At 71.2% G+C, this 19,914-nt stretch carries 17 protein-coding genes; 5 read left to right on the top strand and 12 right to left on the bottom strand.

The features are described 5' to 3' along the window. Positions 1 to 130: 130 nt before the first annotated feature. Positions 131 to 496, bottom strand: coding sequence for a hypothetical protein (locus IG62_RS0133445; RefSeq protein ID WP_030812180.1), 366 nt, complete (start codon positions 494 to 496; stop codon positions 131 to 133). 536 nt (positions 497 to 1,032) lie between these two features. Between IG62_RS0133445 and IG62_RS0133435 the strand changes: the two genes are divergently transcribed. Beyond that, positions 1,033 to 2,406: a tetratricopeptide repeat protein gene (locus IG62_RS0133435; RefSeq protein WP_420711142.1), complete on the top strand. Its 1,374-nt coding sequence runs from the start codon at positions 1,033 to 1,035 to the stop codon at positions 2,404 to 2,406. A gap of 1 nt (position 2,407) precedes the next feature. Then, positions 2,408 to 2,941 carry an NUDIX domain-containing protein gene (locus tag IG62_RS0133430; protein WP_037839940.1) on the top strand — a complete coding sequence of 178 codons (534 nt, stop codon included), beginning with the start codon at positions 2,408 to 2,410 and terminating at the stop codon, positions 2,939 to 2,941. Positions 2,942 to 3,212: 271 nt separating this feature from the next. Here the strand turns inward: IG62_RS0133430 and IG62_RS0133425 are convergent, their stop codons facing one another. The 10 genes from IG62_RS0133425 to IG62_RS0133380 form a co-directional block, all read right to left on the bottom strand. Beyond that, positions 3,213 to 3,608, bottom strand: a complete 396-nt coding sequence (locus IG62_RS0133425; protein ID WP_030812168.1) for a cytidine deaminase — start codon at positions 3,606 to 3,608, stop codon at positions 3,213 to 3,215. After that, positions 3,605 to 4,894 carry an ABC transporter permease gene (locus tag IG62_RS0133420; RefSeq protein WP_030812165.1) on the bottom strand — a complete coding sequence of 430 codons (1,290 nt, stop codon included), beginning with the start codon at positions 4,892 to 4,894 and terminating at the stop codon, positions 3,605 to 3,607. The genes IG62_RS0133425 and IG62_RS0133420 overlap by 4 nt, the downstream gene beginning before the upstream one ends. Continuing rightward, the gene (locus IG62_RS0133415; protein ID WP_030812163.1) at positions 4,891 to 6,006 is read right to left on the bottom strand and encodes an ABC transporter permease; all 1,116 of its coding nucleotides are present in this window, start codon (positions 6,004 to 6,006) and stop codon (positions 4,891 to 4,893) included. Before IG62_RS0133415 ends, IG62_RS0133420 begins: the two co-directional genes overlap by 4 nt. Further along, the gene (locus IG62_RS0133410) at positions 6,003 to 7,613 is read right to left on the bottom strand and encodes an ABC transporter ATP-binding protein (RefSeq protein WP_234326849.1); all 1,611 of its coding nucleotides are present in this window, start codon (positions 7,611 to 7,613) and stop codon (positions 6,003 to 6,005) included. Before IG62_RS0133410 ends, IG62_RS0133415 begins: the two co-directional genes overlap by 4 nt. Positions 7,614 to 7,791: 178 nt before the next feature. Further along, positions 7,792 to 8,829 (bottom strand): BMP family lipoprotein, encoded by a 1,038-nt coding sequence (locus tag IG62_RS0133405; RefSeq protein ID WP_030812158.1) that lies wholly within the window; start codon positions 8,827 to 8,829, stop codon positions 7,792 to 7,794. Between the two features lie 323 nt (positions 8,830 to 9,152). After that, complete coding sequence (locus IG62_RS0133400; protein ID WP_030812156.1) at positions 9,153 to 10,403, bottom strand: amidohydrolase; 1,251 nt, start codon at positions 10,401 to 10,403, stop codon at positions 9,153 to 9,155. Positions 10,404 to 10,577: 174 nt separating this feature from the next. Further along, complete coding sequence (locus IG62_RS0133395) at positions 10,578 to 11,861, bottom strand: hypothetical protein (protein ID WP_030812146.1); 1,284 nt, start codon at positions 11,859 to 11,861, stop codon at positions 10,578 to 10,580. Between the two features lie 28 nt (positions 11,862 to 11,889). Next, positions 11,890 to 12,822, bottom strand: coding sequence for an N-acetylneuraminate synthase family protein (locus IG62_RS0133390; RefSeq protein ID WP_030812143.1), 933 nt, complete (start codon positions 12,820 to 12,822; stop codon positions 11,890 to 11,892). Between the two features lie 89 nt (positions 12,823 to 12,911). Then, positions 12,912 to 14,114 (bottom strand): acylneuraminate cytidylyltransferase, encoded by a 1,203-nt coding sequence (locus IG62_RS0133385; RefSeq protein WP_030812140.1) that lies wholly within the window; start codon positions 14,112 to 14,114, stop codon positions 12,912 to 12,914. A 56-nt stretch (positions 14,115 to 14,170) separates the two neighbouring features. Next, on the bottom strand, positions 14,171 to 15,481 hold the full coding sequence (locus IG62_RS0133380; protein ID WP_030812137.1) for a DUF6716 putative glycosyltransferase: 1,311 nt from the start codon (positions 15,479 to 15,481) through the stop codon (positions 14,171 to 14,173). 223 nt (positions 15,482 to 15,704) lie between these two features. On the opposite strand from IG62_RS0133380, the gene IG62_RS0133375 reads away from it, so the two are divergent. The 3 genes from IG62_RS0133375 to IG62_RS0133365 are packed head-to-tail and all read left to right on the top strand — an operon-like array spanning position 15,705 to position 19,194. Then, positions 15,705 to 16,682, top strand: a complete 978-nt coding sequence (locus tag IG62_RS0133375; protein WP_030812134.1) for a glycosyltransferase family 2 protein — start codon at positions 15,705 to 15,707, stop codon at positions 16,680 to 16,682. Next, positions 16,682 to 18,037, top strand: a complete 1,356-nt coding sequence (locus tag IG62_RS0133370) for a polysialyltransferase family glycosyltransferase (RefSeq protein WP_030812131.1) — start codon at positions 16,682 to 16,684, stop codon at positions 18,035 to 18,037. Before IG62_RS0133375 ends, IG62_RS0133370 begins: the two co-directional genes overlap by 1 nt. Beyond that, positions 18,034 to 19,194 carry an acyltransferase family protein gene (locus IG62_RS0133365; RefSeq protein WP_030812128.1) on the top strand — a complete coding sequence of 387 codons (1,161 nt, stop codon included), beginning with the start codon at positions 18,034 to 18,036 and terminating at the stop codon, positions 19,192 to 19,194. Before IG62_RS0133370 ends, IG62_RS0133365 begins: the two co-directional genes overlap by 4 nt. Here the strand turns inward: IG62_RS0133365 and IG62_RS0133360 are convergent, their stop codons facing one another. After that, complete coding sequence (locus tag IG62_RS0133360; RefSeq protein ID WP_030812125.1) at positions 19,195 to 19,878, bottom strand: TetR/AcrR family transcriptional regulator C-terminal domain-containing protein; 684 nt, start codon at positions 19,876 to 19,878, stop codon at positions 19,195 to 19,197. It abuts the gene before it with no gap. Positions 19,879 to 19,914: the final 36 nt, after the last annotated feature.

Raw genomic sequence — 19,914 nt, 5'->3', positions numbered from 1 at the left:
CTCGTCGGTCCCGGCCCGACTGGGCGCGGGAGTTGCCCATCCGTCGCCACGGATCGGGCTCCGCCATCGGTTGGGCTGTCGGCCGTGAGGGCAACAGCCGCTCCGGCGGGTGAGTGTGCACGCGCCCGGATCAGTCGAACGCGTCTGCAGGAAGCCGTGACTTGCCGCCATCGCCGCCGCCCGGAGCGGCATCGCTGTCGGGCTCGTCATCGTCCGGGGCGGGCATCCGCGCGCCTCTGCTCTCCGCCACCCGGTGCACATCGGCCAGGGAGGCGGTCAACACGCATGCCAGTAGATGGACTTCCTCAGGGGTCCAGGTCCGTCCGGCGAGGAGGGGGCGGGCTTCCTCGATCAGTTCAGCGGCCGAGCTGAGCTGTGCCGCCTCCACGTTGTCGGCCAGGCGGGACACGTATCCGTTCCCGTCGCCTGCCAGGTAGCACGGCTTCCCGTCCGGGCTGGACCACGGCAGCAGCCGCGGTTTCTCCGTGGGGTACATCACGCCGCCACCTCAACTCCGCGAATCCGGCGCGGCCCCGCGTCGACGCCGTGAACGGCCAGCCACAACGCCCGTCCCGGCTGGCCCTGCAAGCGGCGCGCGTACAGCTCTTCGGTCGTCAGGACGTATGGGCGGATCAGGGCGGAGTCCTCGCCACGCAGGAGCCCAGGCCGCCGAATGTGCACACGGGGAAGGACGAGCGTCGGCGCGTCCTCGCGCCTCGCCTCCGGCTGAGTACGGTCCGTCCGGTGGCGGCCCCGCGCTGGAAGCAGCAGCCGCAGCAGCACGAGTAAGAACCTCGCTGTAGCGTTGGTCATGTTGTCAACTCCTTGGTAGTTGATGGCCATGCCCCCGGGCCGGTCGGACGGTCGCGGGGGTTCTGCGTGTGCCCTGTCGAGCCCTCCGGGGCGCCGTCAGCCTCGGTGGTTGCTGCGCTGGGCACGTGTCAGGCGGCTGACGACTAGTGAACCCGACGTCACGCACAGTGGGTACGGTGAGAGGTGGTTGAAGCGGTATACGTCGTTTACAGCTCCGGATTGGAGCCGATCGTGGCAGAACAGAAAGCGCCCAACTCCCGCCTGCGCGAGACCATCGACGCGATCGGCTGCACCTACGAGGCCCTGGCCAAGGACGTGCGACGCGTCGCCGCGGAGAACGGCGAGATCCTCCAGACCAACAAGTCGGCCATCTCCCACTGGGTGAACGGCACCCGCCAGCCCGCCGGCCGGACCGGCCAGTACCTCGCCGAGGCACTGTCTCGCCGAGCAGGCCGCACCATCACCCGGACCGAGATCGGTGTGGGCCCATCCGAGGCGCCCGAGTCAACGGAAAGGGAATCCGACCCGGTTCTCGCCGCCACCGACCTTGGCCGCGCCGATGTGGAGCGCCGCCGCTTCCTCTCCGTAGCCGCCTTCACCACCGCGGGCGTCGCCATGCCGCTTGCCTACGACCACGACGCCACCGCCCGCATGCTCCGCGCACGCACCGGAGCGGCCATGGTTGGCGTGGAGGAGGTGGATGTCGTACGCCAGATCACCACCACCTTCAGCGCGGCCGACGAACGTCTCGGCGGTGGTCACGGCTTGACCACCGTCACTGCCTATCTCGCCGACACCGCAGCCCCCATGCTCCGCGGACGTTTCCCCAGCGACGCCTTACGTCGAGCCGCCTTCGGTGCGGTCGCCGAACTCACCTATCTGGCCGGCTGGAAGCACCACGACCTCGGCCAGGAAGGCGCCGCCCAGCGCTACTACCAAGTCGGCTACCAACTCGCCTGCGAAGCCGACCCATATGGTCACGCCGCCTGGATGATGCGCGCCCTCGCGCACCAGGCCCTCAGCCTCAAACAGCCTCACCATTGCGTCGATCTCGCCGCTGCCGCGCTCACCCGCGGCCTCAACCGCATCGATGGCCGGACCGAGGCCCTCCTCCACATCACTCACGCCCGCGCATACGCCGCCATTGGTGAGAAGCCCGCTGCAGCGCGCGCCCTCCTCGCCGCCGAAGATGCCCTCATCCGCGACGACGGGCCTCAGCCCAGCTACTCCCGCGTCAGCGGCCCGGCCGCCGGCACCGTCGCCAGCCACACCGCCCGCACCCTGACTGACCTCGCTGACCACCTCGGCACCGAGCAGCAGCACCGCGATGCCCTCATCCGTTGGGATCCTCAGGAGTACAAACGTGTCCACGCCCTCACCTACGCCGACCTCGGCGACAGCCTCGCCGCCCAGGCCCGTGCCGACGAAGCCGTCGCCTCTTGGTCCCAGGCCCTGAGCCTCATGGGAGGGATGACCTCCGACCGTACGCGCAAGGCGATCACATCGCTCAGGTCCACCCTTGCCATCTACCAGCGACGGAAAGTGCCGGGCGCCGCCGAACTCGCCCGCCGCGCACGAGAAGCGCTGGCCTAAGCTGCCGATCAACCGGCCGACGAAGGGATGCACCGTGGCTCAGCCGAAGACCGACGACCAGCCCGAAGCACTCAGGCCCGCCCTCGAAGCCATGACCCTGCTGGTCGCCGCCGTCATCGTCCACGACACGGCCACCAACCGCGTCGTCCTCCTCCAGCGCAGCCGGAACGCCAAGTTCGCACAGCGGATGTGGGACCTCCCCGTCGGCAAGAGCGAGCCCGGCGAGCCGATCACCAAGACCGCCGTACGCGAGCTGTACGAGGAGACCGGCCTGACAGTGAAACCTGAGGATCTGAAGGTCGCCCACATCATTCACTGCGCCTGGGGCGTCGAGGCCCCCAACGGCTTCCTCACCGTCGTCTTCGCCGCCCACGAATGGACCGGCGAACCCGAGAACCGGGAGCCGCGGAAGCACGACCAGGTGTGCTGGGTCGACGCCGATGCCATCCCCGACGAGTTCGTCGGCACCACCGCCAGCGCTCTTCATCACTACCTGGCCGACGGGGAACAGGTCTCGCTGGACGGCTGGAGGTAGACACCGGGTCGCCGAACCGCAGTTCTCAGCCGTCGCTATGACAGGTGGCACCCCAGCAAGGTCACCCGCATCGCGGAACTGAGCGCAGTGGGGTGTGAGCGCTACGGATCCCCGGCCTTCCCGAGCGGGGGTGGGTGGCGGGGGTGCCATGCCCTAAGGGGGCGATGGCGCCCCTAGGGCCGTACAACAAGGGCTGTCGCCCGTCGGCCCGTCGGCTCGCCAGGTGCCCCCAGTAGCCGCAGCATGCCGCCGCACGTCCGTCAGCCCGCCGTCACCCCGCCAGATGCCCCGCCCCGAACGCATCCGGCAGCAGCTCCGACAGGGGCCGGATGCCCGCCCGGGTGTCCACCAGGAGCTCCGGGCCGCCGTGTTCCCACAGGAGCTGGCGGCAGCGGCCGCAGGGGACCAGCAGCTCGCCCGCGCCGTCCACGCACGTGAAGGCGGTCAGGCGGCCGCCGCCGCCCGCGAACAGGGCGGAGATCAGGCCGCATTCGGCGCACAGGCCGAGGCCGTACGAGGCGTTCTCGACGTTGCAGCCGGTGACCGTGCGGCCGTCGTCCACGAGGGCGGCGGCCCCGACGGGGTAGCCGGAGTACGGGGCGTAGGCCCGGGACATCGCGTCCCGGGCCTGCGCCCGCAGCGACTCCCAGTCGGGAGTGGTGCTCACTTGCCCTGGCCTCTCCGGTAGATCTTGCCGATGGCCTTCGGCGGCCGCAGTCGTTGCGACGCCAGCGAGAGCACCAGCAGCGTGGCGATGTACGGGGCGACGCCGACGATCTCCAGCGGGACCGTGTCGGTGGTGGCGTACCAGACGGCGAGCAGCACGGCGGCGACCACGCTGATCACGGCCTGCGGGCGCTGCCCGGCGCGCAGCTTCCACACCGCCAGGCCGACCAGCAGCACGGCGAGCAGGAGCAGCAGCGCGTGGACGGTGGGGCCGCCGCCGCGCAGCTGGAGCGCGTCCATGAAGCCGAACAGGCCGGCGCCCATGGCGACGCCGCCCGGCCGCCAGTTGCCGAAGATCATGGTGGCGAGGCCGATGTAGCCGCGGCCGCCGGTCTGGCCGTCCTGGTAGATGTGCACGTAGATCGCGAGGAACGCGCCGCCGAGGCCGGCCAGCGCGCCGGAGACGATCACCGCCGCGTACTTGTAGCGGTAGACGTTGACGCCCAGCGACTCGGCCGCGATCGGGCCCTCGCCGCAGGAGCGCAGCCGCAGGCCGAAGGAGGAACGCCACAGGACGAAGAAGCTGAGTACGAAGACGACGACGGTCAGCAGGGTCAGCCAGGAGACGTTGGTGACCAGGGAGCCGAGGATGCCGGCCACGTCGGAGACCAGGAACCAGTGGTGGTGCTCGATGGAGTAGAGCCAGTCGGACAGACCGGGGACGGTGAACGTCGGCATGTCGGGCATCGGTGGCGACTGCTTGTCGTTGCCGCCGGCGGCCGCCGCCGCGCTGCCGTCCGCGCCGAACCACAGCTTGGCGAGGAACTGGGTCAGGCCGAGCGCCATGATGTTGATGGCGACGCCGGAGATGATGTGGTCGACGCCGAAGGTGACGGTGACGACGGCGTGCAGCAGTCCGCCGAGCGCGCCGCCGACGATTCCGGCCGCCGCCGCGGCCCAGGGGCCGTGCTGCCAGCCGACCGCGCCCGCGGAGAAGGCGCCCAGCATCATCATGCCTTCGAGGCCGATGTTGATGACGCCGGAACGCTCGGACCACAGACCGCCGAGGCCGGCCAGGCCGATCGGCACGGCGGCGTTGAGCGCGGCGGTGTACTGGCCGGATTCGGTCAGGTTGTTGGCGCCGGTGATCACCCGCAGCAGGGACAACAGGATCAGGCTGCCCGAGATGATCAGCAGGACCTTGGGGTAGCTGAGCTTGGCCCGGGAGGCCTTGGGCTTGTGGTGGTGGGGGCTCTGGTCGACCGGAGCCGTGAGGTTCGTACTCACGAGGACACCTCCGCCTTCTCGGTCTTACGGGCCTGGGCGGCGAGCTCCGCGCCGACCTGCCGCTGCTGGAGTCTGAGGCCGTAGCGCCGTACGAGTTCGTAGGCGACGACGACGCACAGCACGATGACGCCCTGCATCACGCCGACGATCTCCTGCTGGTAGTCCTCGAATTCGAGCTGGGTGCCGGTGCGCTCCAGGAAGCCCCACAGCAGTGCGGCGGCGGCCATCCCGAGCGGGTGGTTGCGGCCCAGCAGCGCGATGGCGATGCCGGTGAAGCCGATGCCGATGGGGAAGTCGGTGCCGTAGTTGTACGAGGACCCGAGCAGCGTCGGCATGCCGATCAGGCCCGCCGCGGCGCCGGACAGCAGCATGGAGGTGACGATCATCCGCTTGACGCTGACGCCGCCCGCCTCGGCCGCGGACTCGGACTGGCCGACCGTGCGGAGGTCGAAGCCGAAGCGGGTGCGGTTGAGCACGAACCAGTACACGAAGCCGACGACCACGGCGATGACGAGGAAGCCGTCGAGCGGAGCGGGCTGGGTGGGGATGGTGAAGAAGTGGCTGGAGGCCGGGAGGTTCGGCGTGTGGAAGAGGTTGCCGTCCTTGACCGCGAGCCGGCCGTCCTGGAGGAAGTAGCCGATGACCGCGGCCGCGATGGCGTTCAGCATGATCGTGGTGATCACCTCGCTGACGCCGCGGGTGGTCTTCAGCAGACCCGCGATGCCTGCCCAGACCGAGCCGACCAGCATCGCGACGATGATGATGATCGGGATCTGGAGGAAGCCGGGGAGGGTCAGTGCACCGCCGACCACCGCGGCGAAGAACGCCGCGATGCGGTACTGGCCGTCGACGCCGATGTTGAAGAGGTTCATCCGGAAGCCGATGGCGACGGCCAGCGCGGACAGGTAGTAGGGGACCGCCTTGTTGATGATCCAGACCTGGCTGTCGCTCTTGGAGCCGAAGTCGGCCATCACCAGGTAGGCGTGGATCGGGTCCTTGCCGGTGGCCAGGATGATCACCGAGGTGATCAGCAGGGCCGCCACGATGGCGAGGACGGGGGCGGCGATCCCGAGGATCACCTTGTTCTTGTCGAACCTGGCGAATTTCTTCACTCGGACTCACCCTCCTCCGTCGCGGGGTGCTCCTCGGTCGGGTGCTCCAGGTGGCCGGTAGCGGCGCCGGTCATGGCCGAGCCCAACTCCTCCGGGGTGATGGTGGCGGGGTCCGCGTCGGCGACCAGCCGGCCGCGGTACATGACCCGCAGGTTGTCGGACAGCCCGATCAGCTCGTCGAGGTCGGCCGAGATCAGCAGCACGGCCAGCCCTTCCCGGCGCGCCTCACGGATCTGGTCCCAGATCTGTGCCTGGGCGCCGACGTCCACGCCCCGGGTGGGGTGCGCGGCGATCAGCAGTTTGGGGTGGTGGCTCATCTCACGGCCGAAGATCAGCTTCTGCTGGTTGCCGCCGGAGAGTGAGGCCGCGGTGACCTCGATGCCGGGGGTGCGGACGTCGTACTGGGCGACGATCCGCTCGGTGTCCGCGCGGGCGGCCTTCAGGTCGAGCAGCCGGCCCTTGGCGTTGGGCTTCTGGGTGACGTGGCCCAGGATGCGGTTCTCCCACAGGGGGGCCTCCAGCAGCAGGCCGTGCCGGTGGCGGTCCTCGGGGATGTAGCCGATGCCGTCCTCGCGCCGGGTGCGGGTGGGCAGGTGGCTGATGTCGATGCCGTCCAGCGTGATGGTGCCGCCGTCGGGGTCGCGCATCCCCATGATCGCCTCGACCAGTTCGGCCTGGCCGTTGCCCTCCACCCCGGCGATGCCCAGGACCTCGCCCTTGTGGATGGTCAGCGCCACGTCCTCCAGGACGGTGCGCTCCACCCCCTCCGCGTCGGCGGTGGTCAGCCGCAGCCCTTCGACCTTCAGCATCTGCACGTCCGTGACGGTGGACTCGCGGGTCTGCGGCGAGGGCAGCTCGCTGCCGACCATCAGCTCGGCGAGCTGCTTGGGCGTGGTCTCGCCGGGGACGACGGAGGCCACGGTGGTGCCGCGCCGGATGACGGTGATGTCGTCGGCGACCGAGAGCACCTCGCCCAGCTTGTGGGAGATGAAGATGACGGTCAGGCCCTCGGCCTTGAGTTCGCGCAGGTTGTCGAAGAGCGCGTCGACCTCCTGCGGGACCAGCACCGCGGTCGGCTCGTCGAGGATGAGCGTGCGGGCGCCGCGGTAGAGGACCTTGAGGATCTCCACGCGCTGGCGGTCGGCGACACCGAGGTCCTCGACGAGGACGTCGGGGCGCACGCCGAGGCCGTAGCGGTCGGAGATCTTGAGGATCTCGGCGCGGGCCTTGGCGCCGATGCCGTGGAGTTTCTCACCGCCGAGAACGACGTTCTCCAGGACGGTGAGGTTGTCGGCGAGCATGAAGTGCTGGTGCACCATGCCGATGCCGCGGGCGATGGCGTCGGCCGGGCTGTGGAAGCTGACCTGGTCGCCGTCGATGCGGATGGTGCCCTCGTCCGGCTTCTGCATGCCGTAAAGGATCTTCATCAGCGTGGACTTGCCCGCGCCGTTCTCGCCGACCAGCGCGTGCACGGTGCCGCGGTGGATGGTGATGTCGATGTCGTGGTTGGCGACGACTCCCGGGAACCGCTTGGTGATCCCGCGGAGTTCCACCGCCGGTGCGGCGGCGGGGGCGCTGTCTGCCTGGGAACTGCTGGACGCTTTGATGGCGCACTCTCCTCGGGGGACAGGGAGTGGTACGAAGGAGCGGGGAGGTGAAGATATCGCGCCAACTCCGCGCTACGCGCGTAGCGTTGACGCCGAAAAAAGCCGGAAAGCTGCCGGGCCGATCCGGCGAACGGCCCGGCGCGGCGGCGGGTGGCCGTCGCGCCGGGCTGGGCAGACCCTACTGCTTGGCGGGGGTCTCGCTGACCTTCACCTGGCCCGACGCGATCTTCTTCTTGGCCGCGTCGATCTTGGCCTGGATGTCCTTGATGAAGCCGCCCGACGTGGACAGCCGCACACCGTCGTCCTTGAGCGTGTAGCTCTTGTTGCCGGTCAGCGGCTTCTTGTCGTGCACGCTCTTGACCAGGTCGTACACCGCCACGTCGACGTTCTTCATGACCGACGTGAGGATCGAGTTCTTGTACTGGGCCAGGCCCGGCTGGAGGTACTGGTCGGAGTCGACGCCGATCGCCCAGGTGCCCTTCTTGCCGGCGACCGTCTCGATCGAGCCGTTACCGGACTGGCCGGCCGCGGTGTAGATCACGTCGATACCGGCGTCGAGCATGCCCTTGGCCTTGCCCTTCGCGGCGGCCGGGTCGTTGAAGCCCTTGTCGTCGTTGGCGTAGAGGTACTCGGAGGTGACCTTCGTCTTCGGGTCGGTGTCCTTGACGCCCTGCTCGAAGCCGGCCTGGAACTTCTGGATCAGCGCGTTGTTCACACCGCCGATGAAGCCGACCTTGTGGGTCTTGCTCTTCAGCGTGGCGGCGACACCGGCGAGGTAGGAGGCCTCGTTCTCGGCGAAGACCATGCCGTAGACGTTCTTGGCCTGGGAGGGGGAGTCGACGACGCCGAAGGTGGTCTTCGGGAACTGCTTGGCGACCTTGTTGACGGACTTGCCGTAGTTGAAGCCGACGCCGATGACGGGGTTGTAACCCGCCTCGGCCAGCGAGGACAGGCGCTGCTCGCGGTCCGCCTCGGTCTCGCCGTTCTTGGCGGTCATCATCTTGGACTTCACACCGAAGTCCTTCTCGGCCTTGTCCACGCCACGAGCCGCCGCCTCGTTGAACGAGTGGTCGTCCCGGCCGCCGACGTCGAAGGCGAGTCCGACGCCCTTGTCCTTGCCGCCGGACTCGGTGGACGACTCGCCACAGGCGCTCAGGGAGAGAGTGAGGGCCGCGGTGGCAATGCCCGCGGCAACGATCTTGGATACCCGGTGCACGAGGGCCCCTTCGACTCGTAGCGCCTCCATTGGCGCTGGCTTGTCGGAGATTAACGCGCGTAGACCTGGCGGAAAACCCTCCACTGTGTGGACGTTATCGATTTGTCTCTCAGGGCCTTGATCGCGATGGGGCGGGCGCCCCGGCCTCCGGTCCGACGTTCAAGATCGCACCGAGGAGGCCCGGGCGGCCGGAGAGACGGCATCCAGCGGCTCCGGAGGTGATCCGGCAGCCGGGTTCATGGCCGGAAATCGCCACGCCCGGGAAGCTCGCGGGCGCTCGCGCCGGGGTCTCGCTGCCCGCGCGCCCGGGCCCCGCGTTCCCCCTAAGGGAGTAGTTCTCCGGAGAGCAGCGCCGCCGCGGTGAAGAGTTCGACCCCGACCTTGATCGCCTGCTCGTCGACGTCGAAGTCGCCGCGATGCAGGTCGTACCGGCCGAGCTCGCCCGGGCGGCGGACACCGAGGCGGGCCATGGCGCCGGGGACCTCCTCCAGGTACCAGGAGAAGTCCTCGCCGCCCAGGGACTGCTCGGTGTCCTCCACGCTGTGGACGCCGCGCCGGGCGGTCATCGCGTCCTTGAGCAGCGTCACACTGTCGGCCTCGTTGACCACCGGCGGCACCCCGCGCACGTAGTTGATCTGCGACTTGGCTCCGTGCAGCGTCGCGATCTCGTCGATGGCGGCGTGCACCATGTCCGGGGCCTGGCGCCAGGCGTCGAGATCAAGACACCGGACCGTGCCGGACAGCTCGGCGCGCTGCGGGATGACGTTGCAGATGTGCCCGGACGACAGCCGGCCCCAGGTCACGGCGAGCCCGGCCCGGGCGTCGACCCGGCGGGCGATCAGCGCCGGCACGTCGAGGGCGACCCGGGCCGCGGCGGTGACCATGTCGGTGGTCAGGTGTGGGCGGGCGGTGTGCCCGCCGGGGCCGTCCAGCTCGACCTCCAGCCGGTCGCAGGCCGAGGTGATCGCGCCGGTCCGCAGGCCGATCCTGCCCGCGTCGACGCGCGGGTCGCAGTGCACGGCGAGGATCCGGCCGACGCCGTCCAGCACCCCGGACTCGATGGCGTCCGCGGCGCCGCCCGGCAGCACCTCCTCGGCGGGCTGGAAGATCAGCCGCACCGGGCGGGGCAGCGCGCCGTCGCGGGCCAGCGCGGCCAGCACCAGGCCGGCGCCGAGCACGACGGTGGTGTGCACGTCGTGGCCGCAGGCGTGCGCCCGGCCGGGGACCACGGAGGCGTAGTCCACGGTCTTGGTGTCCGGGATGGGGAGGGCGTCGATGTCCGCGCGCAGGGCGAGCAGCGGGGCGGTTCCGTCGCCGTACGCGGTGTCCGTGCCGATGTCGCACATCAGGCCGGTGCCGGTGGCGAGTACCCGGGGGCGCAGTCCGGCCTTCTCCAGCCACTCCTTGATCGCCGCGGTGGTCCGGAACTCCTGGTTTCCGAGCTCGGGGTGGCGGTGCAAGTCGCGGCGGAAGTCGATGAGTTCGGCACCGAGCGCCTCGGGCAGCGTGCCGGGGAGCGGGGCCCCGGCGGCGGTGTCGGCGGGGGCGTCGGCGTCGTCGGAATCGCGGGACATCAGTTGGTTCACCTGTTGAAGATTAGGGCCACCGATGCGGCAACTGTCCCTCGATCAACAAAAGTTCAGCCCCTTAGGGGAAGAAAATCTAGGCCGCTCGGCGCATGGACCGTTTATGGGAGGGGTATGAAGTACGGCTTCCCGCCACCCCCGCCGCCATGCCCCGCGCTCCGCTCAACCGGCGGCCATCCGCTGCCCGAACGGAAGTCGTTGCACGTCGCGGGCTGTCCCGGTGACCCCGTCGAGGAAGCCCTGGGCGCGCGGTGAGGCGTTGGCCGTCAGCCACTCCGGGTCGATGTCGCAGACCGCGACCCGGACCTCCGTACCGGCCAGGGCGAGCGGCAGGGTGTGCACGACGGTCGACGGGAAGCTGACGATCAGCCGTCCGACGGGACCACGGCGGGCGATCAGTTCGAGCGGCAGATCCGGGCGGACGATCTCCAGTCCGGTCGCGGCGGCGAGGCGGTGCAGCTTCTCGGTGCTCTCGCGGCGGTGGGCGAAGTAGCGGCTGGCGCCGTGCGTACGGGCCAGGGTGCCGACCGCCGCCAGATAGCGGTCGGCGTCGACGACCCCGGTCTCCACCAGGGAGGTGCCGACGATATCGGCGCCACCCATGACGCGGGGCGGACCGAACCGCGCCCGGGTCCAGGCGAAGTCGTTCCGGGCGAGGTGCACACCGGGCGGGGCCTCGACGGGCATCGAGCTGAACACACCGACGGTGCGCCGGCCGCCCTCGGGCGGCGGGGTGAGCCGGCGGCGCGCGGTGGCCGAGAACGGGGCGAAGACCAGGTCCCGGGCGCCGCGTCCGCCGCCGCTGCGGTGCCAGCGCACCAGCCGTTCGCCGCGGGCGAGTTGGGAGATGAACTCCATGGTGGCGGTGCCGTCGTCGACCACGACCAGGTCGGGGGCGCCGGTGAGGGCGAGCAGCAGCTGGACGTAGCGGGAGAACGGGTCGCCGATGACGATCCGGCGGGCGCGGCGCAGCAGCGGGGTGAGGCCGCCGATGGTGCGCAGCGGCGCGGTGGGGCCGCCGCGGGCCTCCTCCCAGCGCACGGTGTGCCCTTCGTCGCGGGCGAGTTCGGCCATCCGGCGCAGCTGGCCGCGGGTCATCGGGTCGTGCGGGGAGAGCACGACGATGGTGACCTCGGTGGCCGCCCGGTCGGGACCGCCACCGTCCGGTGCGGCGCCGTCCGGGGCGTCGGCCTCCGCTGCGTCGGCCTCCGGCAGTGCCGCGTGCGCCCATTCCAGGACGTTGAGCAGCTGCACCGGGCTCTCGACGAAGGCGAGGGTGCCGGGGGCGGCGGCGCGGGCGGTGGCACCGGCGGTCGCGGTGCGGGTGCGGTGGCGCTGCCGCGGCACCCCCAGGAGACGACGGGCGGGAGTACCCGCCGTCCCCTGGGGCGGGACCCCGGTGCCGGGCGTGGCGGGCGCGGCGCGGGTCCCTTCAGGTGAGCTCACCTTGTCTCCCGTCGGCTGGTGGCCGGTGTCAGACTGCCGCGGGCTGGGCCTCGGCGGCCTCCGTCTCGGCGACCACGCCGGCGACCCGGCGCAGCTTCTTCATCGGGCCGAGCTCGGACTCGTAGACCTTCTTGACGCCGTCACCGAGGGACTCCTCGATGGTGCGGATGTCGCGCACCAGGCGGGACAGGCCGCCGGGCTCGACGGAGGCGGCCTGGTCGGAGCCCCACATGGCGCGGTCGAGGGTGATGTGCCGCTCGATGAAGGTGGCGCCGAGGGCGACCGCGGCGAGGGTGGTCTGCAGACCGGTCTCGTGGCCGCTGTAGCCGATCGGGACGTTGGGGTACTCGTCCTGCAGGGTGTTGATCATCCGCAGGTTGAGCTCCCCGGCCTTGGCCGGGTACGTGCTGGTGGCGTGGCAGAGCAGGATGTTGTCGCTGCCCAGGACCTCGACCGCGTGGCGGATCTGCCTCGGCGTCGACATGCCCGTGGAGAGGATGACGGTGCGGCCGGTGGCGCGCATCGCACGCAGCAGCTCGTCGTCGGTCAGCGAGGCGGAGGCGACCTTGTAGCAGGGCACGTCGAACTTCTCCAGGAAGGCGACGGACTCGACGTCCCAAGGGGAGGCGAACCACGCGATGCCGCGCTTCTTGCAGTACTCGTCGATGGCGCGGTAGCCGTCCTCGTCGAACTCCACGCGGTGGCGGTAGTCGATGTAGGTCATCCGGCCCCAGGGGGTGTCGCGCTCGATGTCCCACTGGTCGCGCGGGGTGCAGACCTCCGGGGTCCGCTTCTGGAACTTCACCGCGTCACAGCCGGCGTCGGCGGCGGCGTCGATCAGCGCGAAGGCGTTCTCCAGGTCGCCGTTGTGGTTGATGCCGATCTCGCCGGTGACGTAGACGGGGCGGCCGGGGCCGGCCTCGCGGGTACCGAGCTTGCGGAGGCGGGAGTTGGTGCTCATGGGGAGATTCCTTCGTGTGGATAAGGGGTGTGCGGGGTGGGGTTCAGGGGGTGGAGCGGGTGGAGGTACGCAGGGACGGCGGGTGGGAGTTACAGGGACGGGCCCAGCAGCCAGCCGGCGATCTCGCGGATCGCGCCGCTGCCTCCGGGGGTGGCGGTGACGGCGCGGGCCGCGCCGCGCACCACGTCGTGCGCCCCGGCGACCGCCACCGGCCAGCCGACGAGGTCGAAGCACGGGAGGTCGTTGACGTCGTTGCCGACGTAGAGCACGCGCTCGGGCGCGATGCCGGCCTCCTCGCACCACTGCTTGAGGGCGAGGTCCTTGCGGTCGATGCCGTGCAGGACGGGCACCCGCAGCTTGCGGGCCCGGGCGGCGACGACCGGGTTGGTCTCGGTGGACAGGATCAGCAGCTTGAGCTCGGCCCGGCGCAGGGCGGCGATGCCGAGGCCGTCGCCGCGGTGGACCGCGACGATCTCCCGGCCGTCGGCGTCGATCAGCACCCGGTCGTCGGTCTGGGTGCCGTCGAAGTCGAGGACGACGGCGTCGATGTCGTCCCTGGTCGGCAGGGCGCCGGGGCGGGCGGCGTCCAGCAGCGGGGCCAGCGCGCGGGCGCGGGCGAGGTCGTGCGGGTCGTCGACCTCCAGCACCCGGGCCGGGTCGGTGCGGACGAGTTCGGTGCGGCCGAAGAAGCGGTGGCCGCTGGTGCGGAAGCCGGCCGCGTCCATGGCGTAGGCGGCGCCGGTCTCCAGCAGGTCCTGGGGCCGGTCCTGGCGGCGCGGCCGGAAGGACTTGTCGTGGTTGACGCCGTGGCCGCCGTCGGCGGCGGTCGCGCCGCCCACCGCGGGCTCGGCGTCGCGCCAGACGAAGCCGTGGAAGGGCGCGACGGTCAGCGCGCTGTCGGCGCCGCCCTCGACGACCGCGGCGGCCACCCCGTCGACGTCCTCGCGGACCAGGAACGGGCTGGTGCACTGGACCAGCAGCACCGCGTCGACCGTGGTGCCCTGCTCGGCCTCGTACGCGTCCATGGCGTGCAGGACGGCGGCCTCGCTGGTGGCGGTGTCGCCCGCGATGTCGCCGGGGCGCCGGACGACGACGGCTCCGGCGCTGCGTGCGGCGGCCGCGATCCCGGCGTCGTCGGTGGAGACCACCACGTCGGTGACCAGGCGGGCGGCGCGGCATTCGCGGACCGCGCGGGCCACCAGGGGCACGCCCCCGACGGCGGCGAGGTTCTTGGCGGGTACGCCCTTGGATCCGCCGCGGGCGGGGATGACGGCAACCACGGTGGGTGGCATTGCGGGCTCCTTGGTCGGGCCGGGGACGGAGGGGCCGGGCACAGCGGCGGGGCCGGTCACAGCTGGCCCCAGCGGCGGATGGCGGGGGCGACGCGCTGGACGCCGTGGCGGTAGGCGCCGCGGGCGGCCTCGCGGACGGTCTCGCGGGCGATCCGGCGCAGTCCGCCGGTCTCCTCGGGGGCGTCGGTGTGGCCGGGGAGCGGGGCACCCTGCGGGTCCAGGCCGTGCCGGGCGAGGATGCCGGGCAGGTAGCCGGGGGCGGTGCGCGGTGTGTAGTACGGGCGCAGCGGCGGCAGGGTCGCGGCCTCGCGGAGTGCGGTGACCCGGGCGCGGGCCGCGTCGAAGGCGCGTGCGTACTCCCCGTCGGCGGCGACTCCCTGGCGGGCCAGCCAGTCCGGGTCGGGTTCCGGGCGGTGGCCGGCGTCCAGCTCGTCCCAGGAGGCCAGGCAGCCGGAGCCGAGGAAGTGGTGGTTGCCGAGGACCTCGCGGATGCCGAGGTCGGTGAGGACGGCGGTGGGGATGCCGCGGTGCAGGGATTCCAGGGCGGCGGTGGAACTGACCGTCACCAGCAGGTCGGTGCGGTCCAGGACCTCGCCCATGTTGCCGTACACCAGGCGGCAGTTGGCGGGCAGTCCGCCGGGGATCTTGGCGGCGAGCTTCTGGTAGGGCAGTTCCTCGATGTGCGTGGTGTGCTCGCCGGGCTTGCTGCGGAGCTTGATCAGCACCTCGCGGCCGGGGTGCTGCCGGGCGTGCTGGGCGGCCCGGCGCAGCAGGTACGTCCGGTCGGCGCGGTTCTCCGGGACGGAGGGCTGGGCGGCGAACACCACGGTGTACGGGTCGTGTTCGGTGGTGTGCCGGTCGCCGCCGAGGAACGGCAGGGCGCATTCGACGACACTGCCGTCGTCGGCGCCGACCCCGCGGTAGACGGCGCGGAACCGGTCTGCGTCGTGCCGGGAGTTGGCGAGGACGACGTCCGCGCCGTGCCGCAGCAGCAGCCCGTCGGCGAGCTTCTCGTAGACCACCCCGACGTAGCCGGTGACGACCACGGGCCGCCGGGCGCCCGCGGCGGCGGCGGCCGCCGGTGTCTCCGTGTCCCAGGAGCGGGCGAGGCCGTGCAGCATGGCCTGTACCGCGCCGCCGACGCAGGCCAGCACGACGACGTCGTAGCGGGTGCGGTCGATGGTGCGCACGAAGTCGACGCCCCGGATCTCGCGCAGCGCGTCCGCCCGGGCGCCGACCTCGTCGAGCTGGCGGACCGTGGGAGTGGCGCGGCCGCGGAGCAGATACCCGTCGAGCCGGATGTCCGGTTGGATTCGGTACGCTGTCAAAGCGCCCCATTTCCAGCGGGTATCCGAGTCGGCGAGCACGGCGACTCGCGGCGAGGAAGCGGTACGTGATGGCACGTCGAAGACGCTAGGAAGGCATTCCGTTTGGCGGGCCAACTGGGTCGCAACAAAGGGTTAACAGCGGGTCGACGAACGGCGAACCGGCCCGATTACCAACCCGGTTAACCATCCCGCCATTCTTCGTTCACCCCGGTGTCCACACCGCGTAAAGACGAATGCCGGACCGGCACCTAACGTCACCCGGGTGGTTAAGCTCTCCGTCATCGTGCCGTTCTACAACGTGCAGACATACGCGCCCGACACCCTGAAAAGCCTCGCGGCCAACGCCCGCGACGACTTTGAATTCCTGCTCGTCGACGACTGTTCGCGCGACGAGACCCCGGAGATCCTCGCGCGCGCCGAGCGTGAGCTGCCGGGCGCCAGACTGCTGCGGCACGAACGGAACGGCGGCCTGGCCACCGCCCGCAACACCGGTCTGGACCAGGCCCGCGGGGAGTACCTCACCTTCCTCGACGGCGACGACTGGCTGGCGCCCGGCTACTTCACCGAACTCCTCTCGGCGATCGAGGAGTTGGGGTGCGACTTCGTCCGCACCGACCACGTCCAGTGCACCGCCCGGGCGCGCACCGTGCACCGCGTGCCGCACGGCCGGCGCGGGGTGGTGCTGGATCCGCGCGGGGTGATCCTGCCCGCGGACCGCTCCACCTCGGTCGACTACGCCTACGCCTGGGCCGGGATGTACCACCGCCGGCTGCTGGACGACGGGGTGCTGCATTTCAAGGACGGGCTGCGCACCGCCGAGGACCGGCCGTGGATCTGGCGGCTGCACCGCGAGGCGAAGTCCATGGCGGTGGTCGGTCTGCTCGGTGTTTTCTACCGGCGCGGAGTGGCCTCGTCGCTTACCCAGATCGGTGACGTGCGGCAATTGGATTTCATCCGGGCATTCGACCAGGTGATCGAGGAAACCGCACAGGACCGCGATGCGGACCGGCTGCTTCCGAAAGCGGTCCGGACCTATTGCGCGATCATTTCCCACCACCTCGGTTCGATCGAACGTTTCGAACCGCAGGTGGCCCGTAAATTGCGTTCGATGAGTGCCGCGGCCATGAAACGCATGCCGCAGGACGTACTGAAGGAAGCACTGGATTCGATGGATGTGCAGCGCGCGTCCCGGCTGCGGCGGCTGCGCCGTCGCCCTGTTCCCACGGAGGTCGCCGCCTGATGTCCGCCCGGCCCCGTACCCAGATCTTCGTGGCGTCCACGCTCTACGGCGCGGCGACCCTCGCCGCCGCGCTGGACGCCGACTGCTTCGCCCCGGCCGGCCGCCGGCTGCTGCTGCTCAGCAACAACGCGACGACCCCGGAGACCACCGCGTCGCTGGACACCATGCCCGGCTTCGAGCGGCTGCGCGGCCGCTTCGACCGGGTGCTGTCGTGGAACGAGACGATCAGCCCCTTCCACCCGGGCGGCTGGTCCCCGCGCGCGGACGACGTCCCGCTGTGGGAGCGCCACCTGCGGCTGCTGTGGGGCCTGGGTGACGACCAGGTCGAGCTGGTCGTGGAGTCCATCCAGGTCAATCCCGCGCTGGCGATCGCCCAGCTCTTCCCGGACGCGCCGATCGAGGTCTACGCGGACGGGCTGATGAGCTACGGGCCGACCCGCAACAAGCTCGACCCGCTGGTCGGCACCCGGATCGGCCGGCTGCTGCACCTGGACCTGGTGCCGGGCCTGTCGCCGCTGCTGCTCACCGAGTTCGACGTGCCGGCCGAGACCGTCCCGACCGACGCCTTCACCAAGGTGCTGTCCGAACTCGCCGGCGTCAGCGGCCCGTTGGACGTCCCGGAGGGCGGGGCGCTGCTCCTCGGGCAGTACCTCTCCGCGCTGGGCATCCTCACCCCGGAAGAGGAGGAGGAGCTGCACGTGCGGATGGTGCGCGGCGCCGCCGGGCGCGGGCACCGCGAGATCGTCTTCAAGCCGCACCCGTCCGCGCCGGCCCGCTGGTCGCGGCTGCTGGAGCGGGAGGCGGAGAAGCTGGACGTGGCACTGACGGTGCTCGACAGCCCGGTGCTGGCCGAGGTGCTCTACCAGCGGATGCGGCCCGCGCTGGTGGTCGGCTGCTTCTCCACCGCCCTGCTGACCGCGGCCACCTTCTACGGCCTGCCGGTCGCCCGCACCGGGACCGATCTGCTGCTGGAGCGGCTGACGCCCTATCAGAACAGCAACCGCATCCCGGTGACCCTGGTGGACGCCCTGGTACCGGACCTGGAGGACACCGGCGAGCGGCCGCGTACGATCGCCACCGCGGCGTCCGTCGAAGGGCTGGTCGCCGCGGTCGGCTATGCGATGCAGCACCAGATCTACCCGGAGCTGCGGCCGGCCGCCGAACGCTATCTCGCCGCCCACCTCGACGCGCGGACCTGGCGCTACTTCAAGCGCCGCCGACTGACCGCGCTGGCACTGCCCGGCGCGATCCCCTCCCAGCTGTCCTTCATCCCGCGCAACGCCGCGGTCCGCCGGGTCGCCCGCCGGGCCCGGGCGGTGCAGCGGCGGCTGAAGAAGCGGGCCGTCTTCGGATGACGACGACCCCGCCGCTGGCGACCGGCGCGCCACCCGTCGCGCCGGATCTCGTCACCCCCGCCCCGCAGCGCCTGATACGGCGGCGCAGCCGCGACGGAGCACCGTCCCGGCTGCGCGCCCTCGACGGGCTGCGGCTGCTGGCCGCCCTGATGGTCGCCGCGTACCACTACGGTGGGCGCGGCGGCGAGATAGCCGGGGCCTGGGGCGGCTCCCCGTCCCATCAATTCCCCACGCTGGCGCCGCTGTTCGCCTACGGCTGCCTGGGCGTCCAGATCTTCTTCGTGATCAGCGGGTTCGTGATCTGCCTCAGCGGCTGGGGCCGGACCCTGCGGGCCTTCGTCGCCTCCCGTATCTCCCGCCTCTATCCCGCCTACTGGGCCGCGGTCCTGCTCGTCACCGCGGTCTTCGCGCTCCCCTTCGTCGCCTACAAGGCGCTCGCGCCCAGCGAGGTGCTGACGAACCTCACCATGCTCCAGCAGCCGCTCGGCGCGCACCGCGTCCTCGGCGTCTGCTGGACCCTCTGGGCGGAGATGCGCTTCTACGCGCTCTTCGCGCTCTGCGTGGTCCTGCCGGGCGCCACCCGCGGCCGGGTGGTCCTCTTCTGCGCCGGCTGGACGCTGGCCGCCGCGCTGGCCCAGGCCGCACACCAGCCACTGCTGAACGTCGTCCTGATGCCGGAGTACGCACCGTTCTTCATCGGCGGCATCGGGCTGTACCTGCTGCACCGCTACGGCCCCCGGGACCCGGTCGCCTGGGCGATCGTCCTGGTCAGCTGGCTGATCGGGCAGCACTACGCGGTCGCCGGCCTGTGGCACGCCGCGTCGGTGCACGCCTTCTCCTACCGTTCGACGGCCGGCATCATCGCCGTCGTCACGCTCGGTTTCGTACTGGTCGGGGCGGTCGCCCTGGGCGCGCTGCGGTGGGCGGACTGGCGCTGGCTGACCGTCGCCGGCGCGCTCACCTACCCCTTCTACCTGGTCCACGAGCACCTGGGCTGGGTCGTGGTGCGCGCCCTGCACCGCACCCTCGGTGTGCCGTCCGCCCTGACGCTGGTCCTGACGACCGGGCTGATGCTGCTGCTGGCGTGGGTGCTGTACCGCTGTGTGGAGCGTCCGCTGACTCCCCGCCTGAAGCGGGCGCTGGATCCGCGGCGCTGATCAGCGGCCGGTCCGGGCTCCCGGGCCGGCCGTCGCCTCGATGCCCGCGAGGATGATCCGCAGGCCGGCCTCGAAGTTGCCCTGGAGGTCGGCGAACATCTCCCGGCCGGCGCGGGCCGCGAGCGGATAGCGGTCGCCCAGGTCCGCCTCGCGCCGTTCCAGGTCGTAGGCCGGGTCCCGGGCCTCCGGCCGGCCGGGCTCCGGGTACACCGACTGCTCCTCTATCACCAGCCCGATGGTGAAGTTGTACGCGGTCCACCACGCCTGCGCGGCCTCCCCCAGCGTGAAGCCGGCCGTGGTGAGCCGGCGCAGGAAGCCGTCGAGCGGCGCGGCGTAGCTGGTGTCCGTCATCCGTGTCCCGCTGAAGACCTTCCCGCCGTCGCGGTAGCCGAGGAGTTCCCGGCGCAGCCCCCGGCAGGCGCCGAGCAGGAGGTCCTGCCAGGTCCCGTCGGGGCCCGGCCCGTCCGCCCCGTGCCCCATGAGCTGCGCGGTCATCCGCCGGAACATCTCGGTGGCCATCTCGTCGAGCAGTTCCTGCTTGTTCTTGAAGTGCCAGTAGAGCGCGGGTGCCTTGACGTCCAGCTCGTTGGCGATCCGGCGCAGGGTCAGGCCGTCCAGGCCGACCTCGTTCAGCAGCCGCAGGGCGGTGGTGACCACTTGTTTCCGGTCGATGCGCGAAACCATGTTGACAACTTAACACCGTTAAGGCGATGCTCGGAA

Source organism: Streptomyces sp. NRRL S-337 (assembly GCF_000720175.1).
GTDB lineage: Bacteria > Actinomycetota > Actinomycetes > Streptomycetales > Streptomycetaceae > Streptomyces > Streptomyces siderophoricus.
This window is presented reverse-complemented; position numbering and strand designations above follow the sequence as displayed.